This window comes from Peribacillus tepidiphilus (assembly GCF_009466385.1).
Taxonomy (GTDB): Bacteria; Bacillota; Bacilli; order Bacillales; family DSM-1321; genus Bacillus_BN; species Bacillus_BN tepidiphilus.
In genome coordinates this window covers 92,782-113,822 of the sequence record NZ_WIAQ01000003.1, presented here as the reverse complement: position 1 = coordinate 113,822, position 21,041 = coordinate 92,782, and the positions used below count along the sequence as shown (strand labels likewise).

At 38.5% G+C, this 21,041-nt stretch carries 18 protein-coding genes; all 18 read right to left on the bottom strand.

Annotated features, from left to right (window positions below):
- The 18 genes from GD441_RS03755 to GD441_RS03670 all read right to left on the bottom strand — a co-directional run bounded on the left by GD441_RS03755 (window position 1) and on the right by GD441_RS03670 (window position 21,022).
- Window positions 1-1,731, bottom strand: a complete 1,731-nt coding sequence (locus GD441_RS03755) for a 2-oxoacid:acceptor oxidoreductase subunit alpha (RefSeq protein ID WP_153123853.1) — start codon at window positions 1,729-1,731, stop codon at window positions 1-3.
- Window positions 1,732-2,022: 291 nt separating this feature from the next.
- The gene (locus tag GD441_RS03750; protein ID WP_153123850.1) at window positions 2,023-2,958 is read right to left on the bottom strand and encodes a dipeptidase; all 936 of its coding nucleotides are present in this window, start codon (window positions 2,956-2,958) and stop codon (window positions 2,023-2,025) included.
- Window positions 2,959-3,072: 114 nt separating this feature from the next.
- On the bottom strand, window positions 3,073-3,333 hold the full coding sequence (spoVS, locus tag GD441_RS03745; RefSeq protein WP_153123849.1) for a stage V sporulation protein SpoVS: 261 nt from the start codon (window positions 3,331-3,333) through the stop codon (window positions 3,073-3,075).
- Window positions 3,334-3,559: 226 nt separating this feature from the next.
- Window positions 3,560-4,357, bottom strand: a complete 798-nt coding sequence (locus GD441_RS03740) for a TIGR00282 family metallophosphoesterase (protein WP_153123846.1) — start codon at window positions 4,355-4,357, stop codon at window positions 3,560-3,562.
- A gap of 196 nt (window positions 4,358-4,553) precedes the next feature.
- A complete protein-coding gene (gene rny, locus GD441_RS03735) occupies window positions 4,554-6,113 on the bottom strand; it encodes a ribonuclease Y (protein ID WP_153123845.1) in 1,560 nt (519 codons plus the stop codon).
- A 353-nt stretch (window positions 6,114-6,466) separates the two neighbouring features.
- Window positions 6,467-7,510, bottom strand: a complete 1,044-nt coding sequence (gene recA / locus GD441_RS03730; RefSeq protein ID WP_153123843.1) for a recombinase RecA — start codon at window positions 7,508-7,510, stop codon at window positions 6,467-6,469.
- Between the two features lie 662 nt (window positions 7,511-8,172).
- The gene (locus tag GD441_RS03725) at window positions 8,173-9,423 is read right to left on the bottom strand and encodes a competence/damage-inducible protein A (protein WP_153123841.1); all 1,251 of its coding nucleotides are present in this window, start codon (window positions 9,421-9,423) and stop codon (window positions 8,173-8,175) included.
- 17 nt (window positions 9,424-9,440) lie between these two features.
- Window positions 9,441-10,019, bottom strand: a complete 579-nt coding sequence (gene pgsA, locus GD441_RS03720; RefSeq protein WP_420849645.1) for a CDP-diacylglycerol--glycerol-3-phosphate 3-phosphatidyltransferase — start codon at window positions 10,017-10,019, stop codon at window positions 9,441-9,443.
- 83 nt (window positions 10,020-10,102) lie between these two features.
- Window positions 10,103-11,002 carry a helix-turn-helix domain-containing protein gene (locus GD441_RS03715; protein WP_338091686.1) on the bottom strand — a complete coding sequence of 300 codons (900 nt, stop codon included), beginning with the start codon at window positions 11,000-11,002 and terminating at the stop codon, window positions 10,103-10,105.
- A gap of 11 nt (window positions 11,003-11,013) precedes the next feature.
- Entirely contained in the window at window positions 11,014-11,805 is a 792-nt protein-coding gene (locus tag GD441_RS03710) for a DUF3388 domain-containing protein (protein WP_153123834.1), read from the bottom strand.
- A gap of 222 nt (window positions 11,806-12,027) precedes the next feature.
- Complete coding sequence (locus tag GD441_RS03705) at window positions 12,028-12,273, bottom strand: DUF3243 domain-containing protein (RefSeq protein ID WP_153123832.1); 246 nt, start codon at window positions 12,271-12,273, stop codon at window positions 12,028-12,030.
- Window positions 12,274-12,361: 88 nt separating this feature from the next.
- The gene (gene ymfI, locus GD441_RS03700) at window positions 12,362-13,087 is read right to left on the bottom strand and encodes an elongation factor P 5-aminopentanone reductase (RefSeq protein ID WP_153123830.1); all 726 of its coding nucleotides are present in this window, start codon (window positions 13,085-13,087) and stop codon (window positions 12,362-12,364) included.
- A gap of 187 nt (window positions 13,088-13,274) precedes the next feature.
- Window positions 13,275-14,561, bottom strand: a complete 1,287-nt coding sequence (yfmH, locus tag GD441_RS03695) for an EF-P 5-aminopentanol modification-associated protein YfmH (protein ID WP_153123828.1) — start codon at window positions 14,559-14,561, stop codon at window positions 13,275-13,277.
- 2 nt (window positions 14,562-14,563) lie between these two features.
- The gene (gene yfmF, locus GD441_RS03690; protein WP_153123827.1) at window positions 14,564-15,841 is read right to left on the bottom strand and encodes an EF-P 5-aminopentanol modification-associated protein YfmF; all 1,278 of its coding nucleotides are present in this window, start codon (window positions 15,839-15,841) and stop codon (window positions 14,564-14,566) included.
- Window positions 15,842-16,176: 335 nt separating this feature from the next.
- Window positions 16,177-17,136 carry an ABC transporter permease gene (locus GD441_RS03685; RefSeq protein ID WP_153123825.1) on the bottom strand — a complete coding sequence of 320 codons (960 nt, stop codon included), beginning with the start codon at window positions 17,134-17,136 and terminating at the stop codon, window positions 16,177-16,179.
- A complete protein-coding gene (locus GD441_RS03680; RefSeq protein ID WP_153123823.1) occupies window positions 17,137-18,183 on the bottom strand; it encodes an ABC transporter permease in 1,047 nt (348 codons plus the stop codon). It abuts the gene before it with no gap.
- Complete coding sequence (locus GD441_RS03675; RefSeq protein ID WP_153123821.1) at window positions 18,176-19,711, bottom strand: ABC transporter ATP-binding protein; 1,536 nt, start codon at window positions 19,709-19,711, stop codon at window positions 18,176-18,178. Before GD441_RS03675 ends, GD441_RS03680 begins: the two co-directional genes overlap by 8 nt.
- A 237-nt stretch (window positions 19,712-19,948) precedes the next feature.
- Entirely contained in the window at window positions 19,949-21,022 is a 1,074-nt protein-coding gene (locus tag GD441_RS03670; protein ID WP_153123819.1) for a BMP family lipoprotein, read from the bottom strand.
- Between the last annotated feature and the right edge of the window lie 19 nt (window positions 21,023-21,041).

The window sequence follows — 21,041 nt, the reverse complement described above, 5'->3', positions numbered from 1 at the left end:
TTAGAACAACTCCTTGCATTGTGAATGAATTTCATGCGGCAAGAACGGATTCCCGTCATATTTTAAGATGCTCTTAATTTTATCGATATGACCGACATTCATTTTCATAATATTGGCTAACTGTCCTGTCGCATTATTCTCTACTACCACTACTTTTTTAGCAGATTGAATTAAAGGCAGCATTTCGTTTGTCGGGAACGGATGAATGAGGCGAACATGAGCATGGTTCACTTTTATTCCATCCTGTTCTAAACGAGTCATCGCTTCTTCGATCACACCACGTGTAGAATTAAAACCAACAATCAAAAGATCCGCTTGTTCGTGTTTAACGTTTTTATGAACAGGCGTTTTAAAGCGTACGTTTTTAATTTTTCTCATACGCTTATCCATTTGTGCTATACGGTTGGCTGCTGACTCTGAAGGCTTACCTGTTTCGTCATGCTCAACACCTGTAACGTGATGGATTCCACCCTTCATACCTGGAATCACCCGAGGTGAAATACCATCTTCCGTTACTTCATAGCGCTTAAAGTAGCTGTCTGTTGCAGGAAGATCCTCAGTAACCAGCTTTCCTCTTCTAATTTCTACTTTAGAATAGTCAAGAGGTTCTACCGTTTGCTTACCCAATGAAAGCTGAAGATCTGTTAACAAAATAACAGGGCATTGGTATTCTTCGGCCAAGTTGAAAGCTTCTGCAGCATCGTAGAAAGCTTCTTCAACCGTACTTGGAGCCATTACGATTTTCGGAATTTCACCGTGAGTGCCGTAAATCATGGCCATAAGGTCCGATTGTTCTTGTTTTGTCGGTAAACCTGTTGATGGACCTCCACGTTGAGTATCGACAATGACCACAGGGGTTTCAGTAATACCTGCAAGACCAATCGCTTCCATTTTTAATGAAAGTCCAGGGCCTGCAGATGCAGTCATTGCACGTATTCCACCATAATTTGCACCAATTGCCATCGTACATGCAGCGATTTCGTCTTCAGTCTGAATCACAGTGCCTCCTACTGTTGGTAGCTTTTTAATTAAATATTCCATGATTTCAGAAGCAGGTGTAATTGGATAGGCTGCCATGAATCGGCATCCGCCAGCAAGTGCACCAAGAGCGATTGCATCATTACCAATCATAAATAAACGCTTTTTGCCGTCCCCTTTTTCGAGCTGCATAGCACCAACTTGATCCCCTAGCTCTTCTTTCATATAATCATAGCCAGCTTTTATAGCATCCATGTTCTTTTGAACAACTTGCTCGCCTTTGCGGCCAAAGATTTCTTGAACTACATCTTTAAATACTTCGATGTCCAAATTTAACACTGCACAGGATGCACCAACCGCTACCATGTTCTTCATCAATGAAGTACCAAGTTCCGTTGCAATATCAGTAAATGGAACCGCATACAATTTCGCATTCGTATCTTCAGGACGCTGAGGATTAAATTTTGCATCCGCAATGATAATTCCTTTGTCGTGTAACTCCTTGTAGTTTACATCAATTGTCTCTTGGTCAAACGCAACAAGAATGTCCAAGTCATCAGACACCGAGAGAGTTTGAGTCGTACTTACACGAATCTTATTATTCGTGTGTCCCCCTTTAATACGAGATGAGAAATGACGGTAACCATACAAGTAGTAGCCTAATCGGTTGAGGGCTATAGAGAAAATTTCCCCCGTACTTTCGATCCCTTCCCCTTGTTGTCCGCCAACTTTCCATGAAAGTTGATTGATCATCTTTTACACCCCTTTAGATACGTTCAAAATGGAAAATAAATTCGATAGAAGTGTAGTACTTTTCCAAATAAATAACTAGATTGCCTATCAGTAATGTATGTACTATTCAAAACAGCTTTCCCAGCCTTAGTTGGAAGGTGTACTAAACGCTTTCAATTCTAGACCTATAGACCGAAAAAAGCAACCCTTTGGCTTAAATTATTGACGAAAATATGAAATTTTTTTATTATTTTTATATTCTAATATAATGTTTATATTTCTCAATCATTCTCATAAATAAATATCGCTTCGTTACGATGATTTCATTAATAATTTTATGAAGTTTTTATATAAAAAGCCATCGATTTGACTTGAGCTGTAGTGTTTATACAACTCTTCCACCAGAATGCTGTATCCTTCGAAATTTTCTAGTTTCTTTACAAACTTTTCGATACCGTCAAAATCCGATCCGAAACCGATATGCTTTTCCCCACCTAATGAGCAAATATGATCTATATGATGAAGAATATCTTTAATTTGTGCATTTGCATTCTCTTTCAAAAATTCTGGTACAAAGGTTACGCCTATCACCGATTGATTTTGGATTAAAGCTTGTATTTGCTCATCTTTCAGATTTCGAGGATGAGGGCATAATGTATGACAATTGGAATGCGAAGCCAATACATATGGTGTCCGCTCTAAAACATCCCAAAAGCCTTTTTCCGATAAGTGGGATACGTCACACCAAGTCTTTGAATAGTGAAGTAAATCGACTACCTTTTTTCCGAATCCGGACAATCCTGCGCCTCTTTCTTCCAATGCACCATCTGCTACATAGTTTGCATAATTCCACGTCAAACCAACGAACCATACCCCTAGCCTAAGCAAGGTTTTTAATTTCAGCAAATCTTCCCCGATACAATCACAGCCCTCTAGAGTCAAAATGGCCCCTATTTCATCTTCGCCAAGATTTCGGATGTCTTCAGGGGACTTTATTTGTTTCATATTTGGGAGAGTCAATACCTTTTCATAAAAGATGTCAATCATAGATAATGCTACTTCAAATCTCAAATTTGGATGAATTTTTTCAGGAATATAGATGGCGAAACATTGGATTTTCCCTCCAGAGGCTTTCAAACGATCGTAATTCAGGTTCAGACCGCTGCTGTCTTTAAAGGAAATGGTGTGATCCAAGAACATTTTCATTAATACATCACAATGTGCATCAAAAATCTTCGGAGTTGGCATAGTAATCAGCTTCCTTTTTTCATACTTTACTTTTATTCTACTTATTTTTCTTTAAAAAATCTCCTATAAAAAAACCTGCTTGCAAGAAGCAAACAGGTTACAAATTCATTCCTATTACCTTGGTTCAACAATTAATTTTATTGCCGTTCTTTCTTCGCCATCTATTTTGATGTCGGTAAAGGCTGGAATGCAAATCAAATCAACTCCACTAGGCGCTACAAATCCTCTTGCAATTGCTACTGCCTTAACGGCTTGGTTTAACGCGCCGGCTCCAATGGCCTGAATTTCTGCGACTCCTCTTTCCCGCAATACACCTGCTAGCGCGCCTGCTACAGAATTAGGATTAGATTTTGCTGAAACCTTTAATATTTCCATTCCTAGGTCCTCCTTGCGTGATCTCTTCCCCATCGGTTTAGGTGAGTTAAAATCGATATATCTCTTTCCACTGATACTATATTCTCAGAATCATTTAGTTATTCCAGCTTGTTCTATTTTTTATAAAAATGTGCGAAGAGGAGAAAAAAATTTTTCAAAAAGATGTTTAAAAAATGAAAAAAGGTAAGCTCTCTACGCTAGTAAAGCGTTAAGCTTACCCTTATCATCAAGAAAAATGAGGATGGTCTTCGTTTATTAAAATTCGTTCAATTTTTTTGGCTTTTCCACATTTTTCATCAATATCCAATAATACACCACTTAATTGAGTTCTTCCCTCCTTAGGTACTTCAAAACGCGCTGGAAGGCTTGAAATAAATTTATAGATAATAGGGTCCCGATTCATTCCAAGGATTCCATCATATGGACCGGTCATCCCTACATCTGTAATATAGGCAGTTCCGTTTGGTAAAATACGTTCATCGGCCGTCTGCACGTGAGTATGTGTGCCGACAATAGCAGAAACCTTCCCATCTAAATACCAACCAAGAGCTTGTTTTTCACTAGTAGCCTCAGCGTGAAAATCCACAAATATGATGTTTGTTCTTTTCCTTGCTTCCTCTACCAATTGCTCTGCTGTTTTAAAAGGACAATCAAGAGGGGGCATAAACGTTCTCCCTTGAAGATTTATGACAGCAACCTCAATCGTGTTCCATTTAATAAAAATTAATCCTTTTCCAGGTGTGCCTTTAGGAAAATTTGCGGGTCTAACCATATACTTTGCTTCATCTATAAATTCGAAAATTTCTTTATTATCCCACGCATGATTCCCAAGTGTAATAGCGTTTGCTCCCCATTCCATTAATTGACGATAAATTTTATTTGTGATTCCACGACCAGCTGCTGAATTTTCTCCATTAATGATAATCGTATGGGGTTTGTATTTTTCCTTCAATTTTGGCAGGTATTCCTTCACCATTTCTCTTCCAGGTGAGCCTACAACATCACCGATAAATAAAAGTTTCATTCTATTTCCCTTTCTAATCGAATGTTTTCTTTATTGTATCGTTTTATGAGCGGAAGAACAAACAGTCGCCCTCAATTGCCTTTTTGTCGATTCCTATTCGATTATGATGACCTGTTCTATTATTTCCAAGGGCAAAATTTACTCTTTCATTAAAAGGGGAGTGGTAAAAGTAAGTCTTTTACCACTCCCCTAGATGTTATTTTGCATATTCAACTGCGCGTGTTTCACGAATCACGGTAACTTTAATATGTCCCGGATAATCGAGTTCTTCTTCAATTCGTTTACGAATATCACGAGCTAAGCGATGAGCTTCAAGGTCGTCGATTTGCTCAGGTTTAACCATAATCCGAACCTCACGTCCTGCTTGAATCGCAAATGATTTTTCCACTCCATCGTAGGACTCGGAAATTTCCTCAAGCTTTTCAAGTCGGCGAATATAGTTTTCAAGCGTTTCACTTCTTGCGCCCGGTCTAGCTGCTGATAATGCATCCGCTGCAGCAACCAGTACGGCAATTATAGAAGTAGGCTCTGTATCACCATGGTGTGAAGCAATACTATTGATCACAACTGGATGTTCCTTGTACTTTGTAGCAAGTTCAACACCAATTTCAACGTGACTTCCTTCCACTTCATGGTCAATTGCTTTGCCAATGTCATGCAGTAAGCCTGCACGTCTTGCAAGTGTCTCATCTTCTCCTAATTCAGCAGCAAGCAAACCAGATAATTGGGCTACTTCAATAGAATGCTTCAAAACATTTTGGCCGTAGCTAGTACGGAATTTCAATCGTCCAAGTATTTTGATTAAATCAGGATGGAGCCCGTGAACGCCAACTTCAAATGTAGTTTGTTCACCGATTTCACGAATATGTTCATCCACTTCTCGTCTTGCTTTATCAACCATTTCCTCAATTCGAGCAGGATGGATTCGACCGTCTTGCACTAATTTTTCAAGTGCTAAGCGAGCGGTTTCACGTCTGATTGGATCAAAGCCGGATAATATGACCGCTTCAGGAGTATCATCAATAATCAAATCAATACCTGTAAGTGTTTCAAGCGTACGAATATTTCGACCTTCCCGTCCGATAATCCGTCCCTTCATTTCGTCATTTGGAAGATTTACAACAGAAACTGTTGTTTCTGCAACATGATCAGCCGCACAACGTTGGATTGCAAGTGAAAGGACTTCTTTAGCTTTTTTATCAGCTTCTTCTTTTGCACGATTCTCATGTTCCTTAATCATAACCGCAATATCATGCGCTAATTCTTTCTCAACACGATCAAGGATAATGGCTTTCGCTTCGTCCCGGGTTAGACTCGAAATACGTTCAAGCTCAGCTTGCTGTAAACGAACCATCTCGTTCACTTTGCTTTCCATCTCTTCAATATGCTGTTGTCTTTGGTTAAGAGAATCTTCTTTTTTCTCCAGTTGACTCTCACGTTTATCTAACGTTTCATCTTTTCTGTCAAGGTTCTCTTCTTTTTGCAATAACCGATTTTCTTGTTTTTGTAATTCACTTCTTCGCTCTCTGATGTCACGTTCTGCATCTAAACGAAGTTTATGAATTTCATCTTTTGCTTCCAATAGGGCTTCTTTTTTGGCAGCTTCCGCTTCACGCTTCGCATCATCTATGATGCGTTCCGCCTCACTTTTAGCCCCTGCTATTTTATTCTCCACAATGGATTTCCGAACAAAATAGCCAACAGCCGCACCGACGAATAGGCCAAGCAAAGTGAAGATGATATCAATGGGTCCCATCTTTTCACCTCCCCTTGCTATGAAATTATTTTGCTAATGTTGTTTGTCGGCATGTACATTGTTACATTACTTCAATATACAGCACTTTGGCTTTTCACAATTTTAGTTTGAAAAAATGTAAAATATACATACTAATTGTAATTCCGGCAAAATTTATTGTCAAGCGTTTGTCCTTTCTACCCCTATTAAATTTTCAGAAGGGTTTGACAGCTTGTCTCCTCTATCGTTAATAGAATCGTCATTTCTGCCCAATATTCGAATCTAGACAACCATCTTCCCTTAGATTCACCAATACTACTCCATTTTGTGCCTAAAAAAAGACTTAGCTTTTTTGCTAAGTCTTAGAGGGGCGATTAATCGATTAACTCAAATTCTTCTTGATCGTTTTTGTCTTCAGGAGCAACATGTTCTCCATCTAATTGGTAATGATCGCGAATTTTTTGCATGATTTCCTGGCGGACTTCAGGATTTTCTTTCAAAAATAACTTTGCATTTTCTCTTCCTTGACCGAGACGCTCATCATTATATGAATACCAGCTTCCGCTCTTTTGTATAATATCTAATTCAGAACCCATATCAATGATTTCGCCCTCACGTGAAATCCCTTCACCATACATAATGTCCACATCTGCAGATCGGAATGGCGGAGCAACTTTATTCTTAACGACTTTAATTTTCGTCTTGTTCCCCACTATGTCATTTCCTTGTTTTAACTGCTCAGCGCGTCGAACTTCAAGACGAACGGAAGAATAGAATTTCAACGCACGTCCCCCTGGTGTTGTCTCAGGATTGCCAAACATCACGCCGACTTTTTCACGGATTTGGTTAATGAAAATAGCTATCGTATTGGATTTGTTGATGGCTCCAGAAAGTTTACGCAGAGCTTGGGACATAAGTCGTGCTTGCAAGCCAACGTGAGAATCTCCCATCTCACCTTCAATTTCTGCTTTTGGTACAAGAGCTGCAACGGAGTCAATGACGATGATGTCAACTGCTCCACTACGTACTAGCGCCTCAGCGATTTCTAACGCCTGTTCCCCTGTATCAGGCTGGGATAGAAGTAACTCATCAATGTTAACCCCTAATTTTTGCGCATACACTGGATCCAGTGCGTGCTCTGCATCAATAAATGCAGCTTGTCCACCTCTTGCTTGCACTTCAGCAATTGCATGGAGTGCCACTGTTGTTTTACCAGAGCTTTCCGGTCCATAAATTTCAATAATTCTTCCTCTTGGATATCCGCCGACACCCAGAGCTACATCCAACGCTAATGAACCACTTGGTACAGTGGAAATTTTACGGTCTGTCTGTTCACCAAGCTTCATGATGGAACCTTTTCCGAATTGCTTTTCAATTTGTTTTAGGGCCATTTCCAAGGCCGCTTGACGATCGCTCACTAAAGTTCCTCCTTTATATTAAACAATTGGCTAAAGAATAGTTATAACTGTTTGCCAATAAAAATTGGGTTGAATGAACGGTTTTAACTTGTCTCATCTCAAAACCTAACTTTACTATATACTTTTTTTGTACGTTTGCCAAGCAAAAAATCGAACATCCATTCGATTATTTTTCCTTTCTTATTTTATCAAATAACACATTTTTCTATAGAAAAAATTCTTTTTTACAGAGATAAATCATAAAAAATAGACATTCTATATTATTGATTTAGTATTCTGAATATTAAAGCAGGTTGGTCTGTCTTCATTAAAAAAAGGGGAGTATATCATTCCCCTTTCAGACTGTTGACAAACGCTCGCATTCATCGTCACGAACCTTGTCTAGCTACAGCGCCTAGCCCCTCGAGGTCAAAGTCAAACCCTTATGGAAATCGGGATTTCCTACAGGGTTCGCCTTTTGCTTGTCGGACTTCGACAGGACGTCGTGACGTCGACGTTTGCCACAGGACGTGGCAGCAGTTAGTCGACGTTCCTTTTAACTAGGCGCTTCCGCATTTCAATCTACTCCGGTGCTCATTACCGTCTAGGGTAACTCTGCTCCTCGCACGGGTTCGTTCCTCGACTGACAAGCGTTTTCAATCAGTCTGAATGTGCGTGAAATATCATTTCTCTTTAAGATTACCCAAATTCTTCAATAAAAAGTGACAGCCATATTTGACAGAGCGGATCCGGTTTTGCTTGCGGCTTCCAGCCAACTGAATCTTCTCTACGAGTGTAGTGCCATTTATAAATGACAGACCGATATATACAGTGCCAACCGGTTTTCCTTCTAGCTCATCTGGTCCGGCAACTCCAGTAAAGCTAATTCCAATATCCGTGTTTAAAGCTACTCGAATGTTCTCAGCCATCTCTTTTGCACATTGCTCGCTGATCACTCCATGATGGTGGATGGTTTGTTCTTTAATATTTAACAGTTTTACTTTCGCTTCATTGGTGTAAGAAACAACCCCACCTTTAAAAATGGAGCTTGCTCCGGGAATATCTGTTAGTTCTTCCTGGAACATCCCCCCCGTTAAGCTTTCTGAGCATGAGATGGTAGCATTCAATGATTTTAGCTTTTTCACGACTTCTTTCATTAAGGAAGTTTGATCATTTCCGTAATGGAAATCTCCAACTCGGGCCAAAATCTTTTTCTCAGTCTCCTGTATTAAACGGAGAGCCTCCTCCTTCGACTCGTGTTTTGCCGTTATTCGAAGGGTCACTTCTCCATCCGAAGCGAGAGGTGCAATGGTAGGATTTGTTTGACCATCAAGTAAATCCTCAATTTTCGTCTCTAGTAATGCTTCCCCGATTCCAAAAAATCGCAGGACCTTTGATTCAATTCTCTCTGTTTTTTCAAGTTTAGATAACAGGCTCTCCATCCCGTATTTTAAAAACATTGGCTCCATTTCTTTCGGAGGTCCAGGTAAAAGCATATAGGTAACATTCTCAACAGTCAGCACCATACCAGGAGCCATACCGTGATCATTTGGAAGGATATGGGACCCTTCGAGGACAAGTGCTTGCTTTTTATTGTTATCAGTCATCGTCCTTCCGGTTTTTTCAAAGTATTTCTTTATGGATTGAAGAGCATTTTCATCTATAACCAAACGACGATTCAAATGCTTAGCAATCGTTTCCTTCGTTAAATCATCTTTAGTAGGTCCAAGTCCTCCGGTAAGGATGATCAGATTGGATCTTTTTTCAGCAACCTCTAATACAGATTTCAGTCTAGCCGGATTATCTCCAACCACAGTATGATGAAAAACATTGATCCCCAATTCGGCAAGCTGGGCAGATAAAAACCTTGCATTTGTGTTCACAATTTGCCCCAATAACAGTTCAGAGCCAACCGCGATAATTTCTCCATTCATCTTGATAACTCCCTCTGTTATTTTGAATTTCTAAAAACCTCTTTGTTTTTATCAAAGTAGTCCCATCCGGACCATATTGTGAAAAACATGGATACCCATAAAGCAATCGTCGCAAATGGGAAATCGATTAGCTCAAATGGCAGGTTATATAAAAGCAATGCAGATATAGCGATGATTTGCGTCCAAGTTTTAATTTTCCCCAACATATTCGCTGCAACCACTTCACCTGTACCTGCTAGAATTAAACGTAATCCTGTTACAGCAAATTCTCGGCTAATAATGACAATTACGATCCAGGATGGAGCCAATTGTAGTTCTACAAGAACGATTAAGGCGGCTGATACGAGCAACTTATCAGCCAATGGATCTAAAAATTTCCCTAAATTGGTGACTAAATTTAGCTTTCTTGCATAATAGCCATCGATCCAATCCGTTGTAGAAGCAAGAATAAAAATAGCTGCCCCGATCAAATGGGAGACTGGAATCGTTACATCATCAACTTTCCATTCTCCCCAAGGGAATTTCACAAGCATGAAGATGAGAAAGAGAGGAATTAATAATATTCGTGACACAGTAATCTTGTTAGGTAAATTCACTATAAAAACCTCCAGCTATTAAATAAGAAGAACTCGGCTAAGCCGAGCTCATAAGAGCAATAAAGAGAATACTCAAATGAAACTTATTGTGTTTGAGTTTTCACAAATTGAATCACAATATCCTGTCTTACCGTTTTATTTGGATCTATTACAAATTCAAGTTTCTGATCATTCACATATATTTCAGTGTCCAAAGCCCTTCCAACGACGATTTCTGCAACGTCTTCGTTTGTAAAATCTACTTCCTGGCTTTCGTTTTCTTTCAAAATTCCTTGAAAGAAGGAATAATTCTTGCCATTTTTAATATCGATCCAAGTTTCACCCTTTGACAGAACTTTTAACTTAAATTGATCGGTATTTTTTAATTCATACGTTGTTTTTCTTCCTTCTGTGCCTAAAACAGTGAGCTCTTGAGAAGAAACAGGCTCAGCTTCTTCCTTTTCCTCTATATCTGTTTTTTCATTTTTATCCGTTTCTTCCGATTGAGTGGATTCTTCATTTTTATTTAATGGTGAATCATCCTTTTCTTTTAAAATAACAGATTCAGTTTGCTCCTGATCAGGAGATTCAGTGGAAGTTCCCATATTTTTGGAAAACCATACCCAAATAAATACAGCTGCACCAATAATAAAAATGGCTAGGAATAATTTTGGTAACATATCTAAAATCTTTGAATTTGTAGGACCGAGCGTTTTTCTCGTTTGAACTCTTGACAGCTGAGGTAGTTCGTCGTTATGAACAGAAGGAATATCATTTTTATATTGTTCAAAGATTTCTTCCGGCTCTAGTCCGACAGCCTCTGCATATTGTTTTATAAATGCCCTGACATAAAATTTCCCGGGCATCATCTCATATTTTCCTTCTTCGATACCGACTAAATACCGCTTCTGAATTTTTGTGATTTCTTGCAAATCATCTAAGCTTAAACCATTTGCTTCACGAGCTTCTCTTAGTCGATTTCCTAGTTCAGTCAATTGTAACACCTACCATATTATTAAAAATCAAATGAGCCAAAATCAGAGCCACCAAATATATGATTCTGATCGACTACTTCATATGTAATTTCTTCATCAGGGTTGTTTCGCAGTTCAATAATATAATCAAAATCTTCAAGCGTGTATTCAGAGTTTTGAACGAATACATCAGGATGCTCGATCACTTTTACAGCATCTAAGCGCATAATTTCACGTACAAGCTGCCAATGCTTTTCATTTGCACGACGAGTAGAAACAATTCCGTCCATTATGAATAGATTGTTGCAATTATACTCATCCTCAATCAGTTGGCTTCTGATCGTTTGCTTTAAAAGAGTAGAGGAGACAAATAGCCACCTTTTATTCGCACAAACACTAGCTGCAACAATGGATTCAGTCTTACCAACTCGAGGCATGCCCCGAATGCCAATTAGCTTATGTCCTTCTTGCTTAAATAATTCTGCCATAAAATCTACAAGTAATCCTAATTCATCTCTAACAAATCGAAACGTTTTTTTATCATCAGCGTCTCTTTGGATATATCTTCCATGCCTAACTGCCAATCTGTCCCTCAGTCTCGGCTCGCGCAGTTTGGTTACTTTTATCGTGTCCATTGTAGAAAGAATTGATTCAAGTCTTTCGATATTCTTATGATCCTTTGCCAGAAGCAAAAGGCCGCGTCTTCCTGCATCTACCCCATTAATCGTCACGATATTAATAGAAAGCATACCAAGCAAAGAGGATATGTCACCTAATAGCCCCGGACGGTTTTTTTGAATTTCATACTCTAAATACCATTCTTTACGATCCATACCCCAATATCCTCCCCGTCAAAAAAAGAGACAATTTCCAACAAATTTCTCTCGCTTCTTCAATCATATATGATTTTGTAAAAACTTAAAAGAAAAAACAAAAAAAATCCGATGATGAGGTCTTATAAATAGAAATGTAATACTTATTATTCCATGAAAAAAGATAACACCAAAAGGCCGCATACACGTCCTTTTAGGTTATCCTCTAAGGGTGTTCCGTTATTATTGGCTTACTAGCTTTACCATCATATTGGCTATTGCATGCTTTTCTTCATCTGATGCAACAGACCAAAGATCAGCCAACACTTTTTCTTGTTCATTCTTTGGTTGGACTTGCTTCGCAAGATAATCTCCTATTTCGTAAGCTAGCTCCGAAATCGTTTGTCCCGTTATCCCTTGACTTTCAGCTTGGTTTAAGCGCTCCCCTAAAAAGCTTTTCCATTGATCCCAACTATCTAAAACTGACATGAAGAATCATCCTTTCTGAATGTTGAACTTCATGGGATAGTTTGTTCCAGATGTTAAAAAAATATACCAAGGAGACTCATTTAAAATATTACATATACCATCCGCCATTGACACCGATAATTTGACCGGTGATATACGAAGCTTTGTCGGAAAGTAAAAAAGCAACAACCTCAGCAATTTCTTCTGGATTACCAATTCGTCCCATCGGTATTTCTTCAGAAAGCATTGAGAGTTCTTCCTCTGAAAATTGGGACAGCATATTAGTTGAAACAGCTCCCGGTGCCACAGCGTTTACGCGTATTCCGCTTAAAGCCAGCTCTTTACTGAGAGCTTTTACAAAAGCATTTTGCCCTCCTTTTAGCATCGAATACAATACTTCGCAGGCAGCTCCCGTTTGTCCCCATATGGACGTTACTGCCACGATCGCACTACTTTGATTAGCTTTCAATTTGGGCAAAAGCTTCTGTACAATGAAAAAAGGACTTGTAATTCCAAGCTGTACACTTTCTAACACCGTTTCCTCATCAAAATCTGAAATAAGTCCAAAATGGCTTCTTCCGCTGTTTAATACAATTCCATGAAGTGAAAAAATTCCCTCGCAAAGCTCTTTTACTCCCTGTTGCTTGCTTAAATCTGCTCGTATTGGTATGTATTCCCCTTTAAAAGACTCGAGTTCTACCAATAAATCCCGTATGGAATCTTCATTTGAATGAAAATGTAAATATAGGGAGTAGCCTTCTTTTGCAAGTTGCCATGCAATGCTTTTTCCAATTCCTCCACTAGCCCCTGTTATTAAAATAAATTTCTTGTTCAAAAACTGTGCAACTCCTTAAAAAATCTATCCTTATCATAATAAGTTCTTGCATAAAAAGAAAGGGGCTGACCTAATACAAGAACCAAACACCCTTCGTTGCTAAATATTAAAAGCAGGAGAACTGCTCTACAATAGGATAGGAACTACAGAAGGGAGTCAGGCACTTATTGGTCAGCTTCCTTTTCATTCACTTTGGTACCACCTGGCAAACGGTCATTCTTTCTTCTGAAACCATTTCATTTAGTGATGAATGAATATCATCAAGCGTTATTTTCTCTAGCATTGGGACAACATCGAATAAATTCATCTCATTGAAAGCATATCTAGTGAACTGATTGGCAATATACTCAGGTGAGTTTAATGCCCTTAAAAATCCACCGATTTTTTTCTTTTTGGTTCGGCTAAGGACTTCTTCTGTAATCTCTTTATTGTTTTTTTGCGCTAACAAATACGAGGATATTTTTTCAGCTAGTTCATCTGGACTGTCAGTATCCCCTCCGATCATAGCAAAGCCAAAGTCTTTTTCTTTCGTATAATCATAAGAAAAAGTACTGTCGATCAATCCTGCTGAATATAAGTCATCATACATTTTCGAACTTTTTCCGAAGAGAATGTCCAACACAAGATTTATGGTTAGCTCATGTTTAAGCATTTCTTCTCCCTGTAGAATTTTTGCTGGTGCCTTTATACCTACTAGGCATTTTGATGATTGTACGTTCATCTTTAACACTTGCTTTTTCTTAGCAACAGCTTCAGGTTCTTGTTCAAACCTGCGTTCAATTTCAGGCTGGTTCTTGTAATCCTTTTTGCTTTGATTTTCTTTGATGAAATTCATTGTCTCCTCGGGATTAACCGGACCAACAACAAACAACAGCATATTGCTCGGATGATAAAAAGTTTCGTAACATTCATATAGCATTTCTTTTGTAATCTTAGAAATTGATTCGATTGTACCAGCAATATCGATTTTCACAGGATGATGATGATACATATTTTGAATCAGACCAAAGTAAAGTCTCCAATCAGGATTGTCGTCATACATTGTGATTTCTTGTCCGATGATTCCTTTTTCCTTTTCAACTGTTTGATCAGAAAAATATGGAGCCTGGACAAAGTCAATTAATGTCTCGAGATTCCGCTGAAACTGAGAGGTACTCGAAAACAAGTAGGCTGTCCTTGTAAAAGAGGTAAAGGCATTCGCTGAAGCGCCTTGCTTTGAAAACTGCTGGAATACATCCCCATCTTCTTTTTCAAATAGCTTATGCTCTAAGAAATGTGCGATTCCGTCTGGAACTTTTACGAATTCATCTTTATGAAGCGGCTTAAAATGATTATCAACGGAGCCATACTTGGTCGTAAAAGTAGCATAGGATTTGTTAAAGCCTTCTTTAGGCAGAATATATACATCAAGTCCATTTGGAAGCTTTTCGAAGTAAAGCTCTTCTTTGAGCTGATCAAAAGGGATTTTCTTCATTCTTATTGCCCCTCCGTTCCTGTTAAAAAGTAAATCGTATCAAGCTGAATGTTCTTTGATACATCCACAATGTCTTCTTTTGTCACCGTATCCGTTTTCTGGAACCATTCCTCTAAAGTAATATCCTTACCAACCATTACGTTATGATATAACACTTCCACTAACCCACGGGCAACATCAATCGTTTCAAGCAGCTGATTTTTGATCACAGCTTTTGTTTGAGATAGCTCCTCTTCTGTGAAGTCCCCATTTTGGATCGCTTCCATTTGAGCTTTAATGATTGAAACGGCCTTGTCATAATTTTTATGATCAATTCCAGACATTACTAACAACAAACCTTTATGACTTTCCAATCGAGATGCCGCATAATAGGCAAGACTCGCTTTTTCACGAACGTTAATGAAAAGCTTAGAATGAGAAAAGCCCCCGAAAATCCCATTAAACACTTGAAGAGCATAATACTCTTCATCACCATAATAAACATTTGTTCGGTAGCCAATATTAAGCTTACCTTGTTTAACATCTTGTTTTTCAATTACTTCTTGAGGGGTTTCGATTGATTTTCTTTCATGACGATGGACCGGCTTAGGTGTCCGTTCCTCTAATGTGATGAACTGTCCTGCTAGGTTCTTTACCTCTTCTTCTGAAACATCACCAATAACATAAAAATCAATTTCATCTTCAGACAGCGCTTTTTTATAATAACTATATAGCGCCTCTGGTGTAATGGCATCCACGTCTTCCTTTACCCCGTTTGCTTCCAATTGAAATGGTTCATCTTTACACATTTCTTCAATTAGGCGGACGGAAGAGTATTTCATTTTATCATCATAAATCGATTGAATTCGCTGTTTTAATGTTCGCTTCTCTTTTTCAACTGTATCCTTTGTGAAAGCATTATTGTCTAAGTTCGGTTTAAAAATAATTTCTGTTAACAGCTCGAAAGCCTTTGCAAGCAACGGTGTAGAATCCGTTAAAAATTTTTCATTAGCTATTTCCATTGTAAAAGTCATAATGTGATATTCGCCTTTTTTGGCTAAATCGACAAACAAGCTCGCACCGTACAAATCATCTAAATATGTACGCAGCTTGGTAGTTGAGGGATATGTTTCTGTACTGCTTTGTAAAACATGCGGCAAAAGCGCACGAAGTGTAACGGTTTCTTTTTCTAACGGAGCTTTCATTTTCCATACAAGTGTATTGGTTTTATATTTGTTCGTATTGACAACGTGAAGCATATACCCTGGATTTTTAACAATTTTTTCAGGTATGCGTAACATAATACTTCCTCCCTCATATCGAATAAAGTGAAACTTCCATCAGTGGGGTCTTTCTCCCGTTAATGCGGGATCAACAATATACACACAACATTTATTCTTTGTAAGCTGGTAAAAATTTAAACATATACTTAAAATATACAGTTTACTTTCAAAAACATGCAACTTAACTGGTTTGATAATACAGTAGTTTACATAATATTATTATGTTTTATCAATTATTAAATGAAAAAACCCGAACCGACGATTGTGTCGATTCGGGAAAAAATAGACGGTAATGAGCACCGTAGCAGGGTTTGTGACGAAGAATGCGAGCATTTGTCAACAGTCTGAATGATTTATCTTTTTCCTTTGATATAAGGAGTCCCCAATGCTTTTGGTGCATCTGCTCTTCCGATAAACCCTGTTAATGCAATTATTGTAAGTACATATGGAGCTATTAACAAGTATACAGATGGTATGTCTTTGAAAAATGGCAAGCTTGCTCCAACAATACTTAAGCTTTGGGCTAATCCAAAGAAAAGAGCTGCACCCATGGCTCCAAGTGGATGCCATTTGCCGAAAATCATAGCTGCTAATGCCATAAAGCCTTGACCATTAATGGTGGAATGACTGAAGTCTAATGTTACTGTTGAGGCATGAACTGCCCCCCCGATACCGGCAAATGCTCCTGAAATCATGACACCTAAATATCTCATTTTAGTAACATTAACACCCATTGTATCAGCAGCCATTGGGTGCTCCCCTACTGAACGTATTCTTAAGCCAAATGGTGTTTTATAAATCATGTACCAGACTAAAAAAGCTAACAAAATAGCTATATAGGAAATGTATGAAACGTTGGAAAAGAAGATTTTCCCGATCACTGGAATATCACTTAATAAGGGAATATCCACTTTACTAAATGATTTTTGAATAAAATCCGTCTGTCCTTTATCATATATTAATTTAACTAAGAACAGGGTTGACCCTAATGCTAAGAAGTTAAGAGCAACGCCGCTTACCACTTGATCAGCCCGAAATGAGATAGAAGCCACTGCGTGAAGGACAGAAAATAACATGGAAACAACCATTGCCACAAGAACTGCCACCCAAGGTGTTGCAGCACCCAACTGATCTGCAAAAGCAAGGTTGAACACAATCGCTACAAACGCGCCAATAACCATAAGTCCTTCAAGCCCAATATTTACCACACCGGATCGTTCAGAGAAAACTCCACCTAGAGCTGTAAAAATAAGCGGAGCTGCCAACGCGATCATTGCAGGAACAATAATAGATAATACGTGTAGAAAATCCATTTATTTCGCCCCCTTTTTGCCAGCACGATCTAAGAACCAACGAATCATGTAATTTGATGCCACAAAGAAAATAATTAGTGCTATGACAATATCCACTAGTTCATTTGGAACTCCAGCTTCAAATGGCATATTCAAGGCGCCAATTTTTAATCCGCCAAAAAGGGCTGCAGCTAAAATGATCCCTACAGCAGTATTTCCACCTAGCAATGCAACGGCAATCCCATCAAATCCTACACCTGTAAAGCCGCCCTTAATCGCAGCATATTCAAATGTACCGAGGCCCTCCATCGCACCTGCCAATCCTGCAAAAGCGCCAGAAATGACCATAGATAAAATAATATTTTTATTCACGTTCATACCTGCGTATTGTGAGGCATGCTGGTTAAATCCTACTGATCGAAGCTCAAAGCCCATTGTTGTTTTTTCTAATATAAACCACATGACCAAAGCGCCTAATAAAGCTATAATAATTCCCCAATGAAGTCTCGAATAATCCGTAATACTTTCAAAAAATGGTGATCGTAGCGTTGCTGAATCAGCTACCTTTGGTGTCTTATCTTGGTTATCTGTCAATACGTTATAAATTAAATAATTTGTCGCATGAAGTGCAATGTAGTTCATCATGATGGTAACAATTACTTCATGTACACGAAATAATGCCTTTAGTAAACCAGGGATAAATGCCCATAAAGCTCCTGCAAAAGCAGCAGCCAATACAGCAAGCGGGAGATGGATCACTTTTGGAAGCTCAAAAGAAATCCCAACCCAAACAGCAGCTAACCATCCGACGATTAACTGGCCTTCTACTCCAATATTAAAAAGTCCCGTACGGAAAGCAAAGGCTACTGCTAATCCTGCTAATATATAAGGAATAATTTGCCGCACGGTTTCCCCAATCGAATATCTCTCTCCGAATATTCCATTGAAAAGTGCCATGTATCCATTTGTTGGATTATATCCACTTACGAGCATGATAATCGCTCCAACTAGTAAACCTAAAAATACGGAAATGAGCGGCACCAATATATTGGTTACTCTTTTAGACATCTGCAGACTCCCTCGCTTCCATTTTCTTGCTACCCGCCATTAATAAACCTAGTTCTTGCTCTGTAGTCTCTTTCGGATTTAGTACAGCAACAATTTGACCTTCGTAAATAACAGCAATTCGATCACTCACATTCATGATTTCATCCAGTTCAAACGAGATAAGCAAAACAGCTTTGCCATGATCTCTTTGCTCAATCAACCTTTTATGAATAAATTCGATTGCACCTACATCTAGACCTCGGGTTGGCTGAGCAGCAATAAGTAAATCCGGATCCCGATCAACTTCTCTTCCGATAATAGCCTTTTGCTGATTACCACCAGATAATGCTCGTGCAGGGGTATAAACAGATGGCGTACGTACATCAAACTCCTCGATTAAGGATTTAGCTTTTTCGTAGACTTTAGTAAAATTGATGACGCCTCTATTAGAATATGGTTTCTTGTAATACGTTTGCAGAACCATGTTTTCACCAATTGGGAAATCCAAGACAAGCCCATGCTTATGACGGTCTTGAGGAATGTGTCCAACACCTGCTTCCGTTATTTTTCTCGGTGGTAGATTTTGTATTTCTTTAGCATTCAACAGGATTTTTCCACTTTCACTTTTTCTTAATCCTGTAATGGCCTCAATCAGTTCAGACTGACCGTTGCCATCAACACCCGCAATCCCAACAATTTCCCCGGCTTTCACGGTTAAATGAAGGTTTCTAACAGCTTCCACACCGCGATTGTCTTTTACCGTCAAACCGGTAATTTCTAAAACAGGATGCTTAGGTGCTGCATCCTTTTTCTCCGTTTTAAAAACAACGTCTCTTCCTACCATGAGACTAGCTAGCTCAGTTGGATTTGTATCTTTTACATTAAGCGTTCCGATTCCTTTACCTTTTCGGATTACCGTCACTCGATCACAAACCTCCATAATTTCTTTTAACTTATGGGTAATTAATATGATCGATTTGCCTTCTTGAATCAGCTTCTTCATAATGCCTATTAACTCTTTTATTTCTTGTGGAGTAAGTACAGCGGTAGGTTCATCAAAAATTAATATTTCTGCACCACGGTATAAGGTTTTTAAGATCTCTACCCTTTGCTGCATACCTACTGAAATATCTGAAATTTTAGCTTCTGGGTCCACGCTTAATCCATATTGCTCGGAAAGTTTACGAACTTCCTTGCTCGCTTCTTTCAAATTAATTTTCCCTGCTTTGGACGGCTCTTTTCCCAAGATAATATTCTCTGTGACGGTAAAGGTATCAACGAGCATAAAATGCTGATGAACCATACCAATTCCGAGGTCATTTGCAACATTCGGATTCGTAATTTTAACAGTCTTTCCTTTAACCTTTATTTCCCCTTCTTCAGGCTGGTATAATCCAAACAAAACATTCATTAAAGTGGATTTTCCAGCTCCGTTTTCTCCTAATAAAGCATGAATTTCCCCTTTTTTCACTTGAAGAGTTACTTGGTCATTCGCAACAATTCCAGGAAACTCCTTACGAATGTTAAGCATTTCGATTACATACTCCACAAGGCTACACTCCTTCGCTATTAAGTCTATAAATAGTGGGATGCCTGATTAATTATTTGCTGCCATTGGTTGATTATGGCGATTAAAAAATTAAATGAAAAATTATAAAGGTATTTACAACCTTTCATTTAATTTCTTTGACCTTTCAAAAAAGCAAAAACCTTATTGTATGAACAAATCTGCAAAAATAGAAGGAATAGCCACTATAAAAGTGATATTCCTTCTATATTCATATATTTAGAACTTCATTGCTTTTAATTCTTCACGTGTTGAAGGAACCTTGATTTCACCTTTTAGAATTTTTTGCTTCCACTCTTCAACCGCTTTCAAAGCTTCTTCCGAAACATTATCTTGAGTTGGAGCAATAGAAACTGCGTCCTGTTCAAGACCGTATTCGATAATTTCTCCACCCGGGAAGTTGCCTTCTTTTGTTTTGTTTGCTAAGTCTTTTACAGCAATATCAACACGTTTAACCATTGAAGTTAATGTTACGTTTGTTTGATCGTCGATTTTACCTTCATCACTTTGGTCACGGTCAACACCAATTACCCATACGTAGCTGTTCGGATCTTTTTTCTTCAAATCTTTGGCTGCAGTGAAAACGCCGTTTCCTGTTCCACCAGAAGCATGGTAAATAATGTCGATGCCTTGAGCATACATGGAGTTAGCTATTTCTTTACCTTTTGGAGCATCACCGAAGCTACCTGCATACTGGACTTTAACTTCTGCTTTAGGATTTACAGATTTAACTCCTGCAATAAATCCAGCTTCAAACTTGTTAATTAAAAATCCATCGACTCCACCAACAAAGCCAATTTTATTTGATTTTGTAGTAAGACCTGCAACAACCCCTACCAGGAAAGAACCTTCATGCTCTTTAAATGTGATGCTTGCTACGTTATCTTTTTCTACAACAGAGTCAACAATTGCAAACTTGGCATTTTTTCTTTGATCAGCAACTTCTGCCACAGGCTCGGCAAGAAGATATCCGATACCAAAAATAAGGTCAAAATCTTTTCTTACTAATGTATTTAAGTTTGGAGTATAATCTGAATCACTTTTTGATTGAAGATAATCGATACCCTTACCTTTTTCTAATCCGTGCTCTTTGCCGAATTCAGTGAGTCCTTCCCAAGCAGATTGGTTAAATGATTTGTCGTCGACACCACCAATATCTGTTACCATTCCAACAGAAAATGAATCTTCTTCCTTGCCTTTTGTTTCTTCTTTTTCAGCCTTACCACAAGCTCCCAGGATGGTACCTGCAGCTAATACGAGAGACAGCGCCAAACCAAATTTACGCTTTTTCAAAGGTAAAACCTCCTAAATG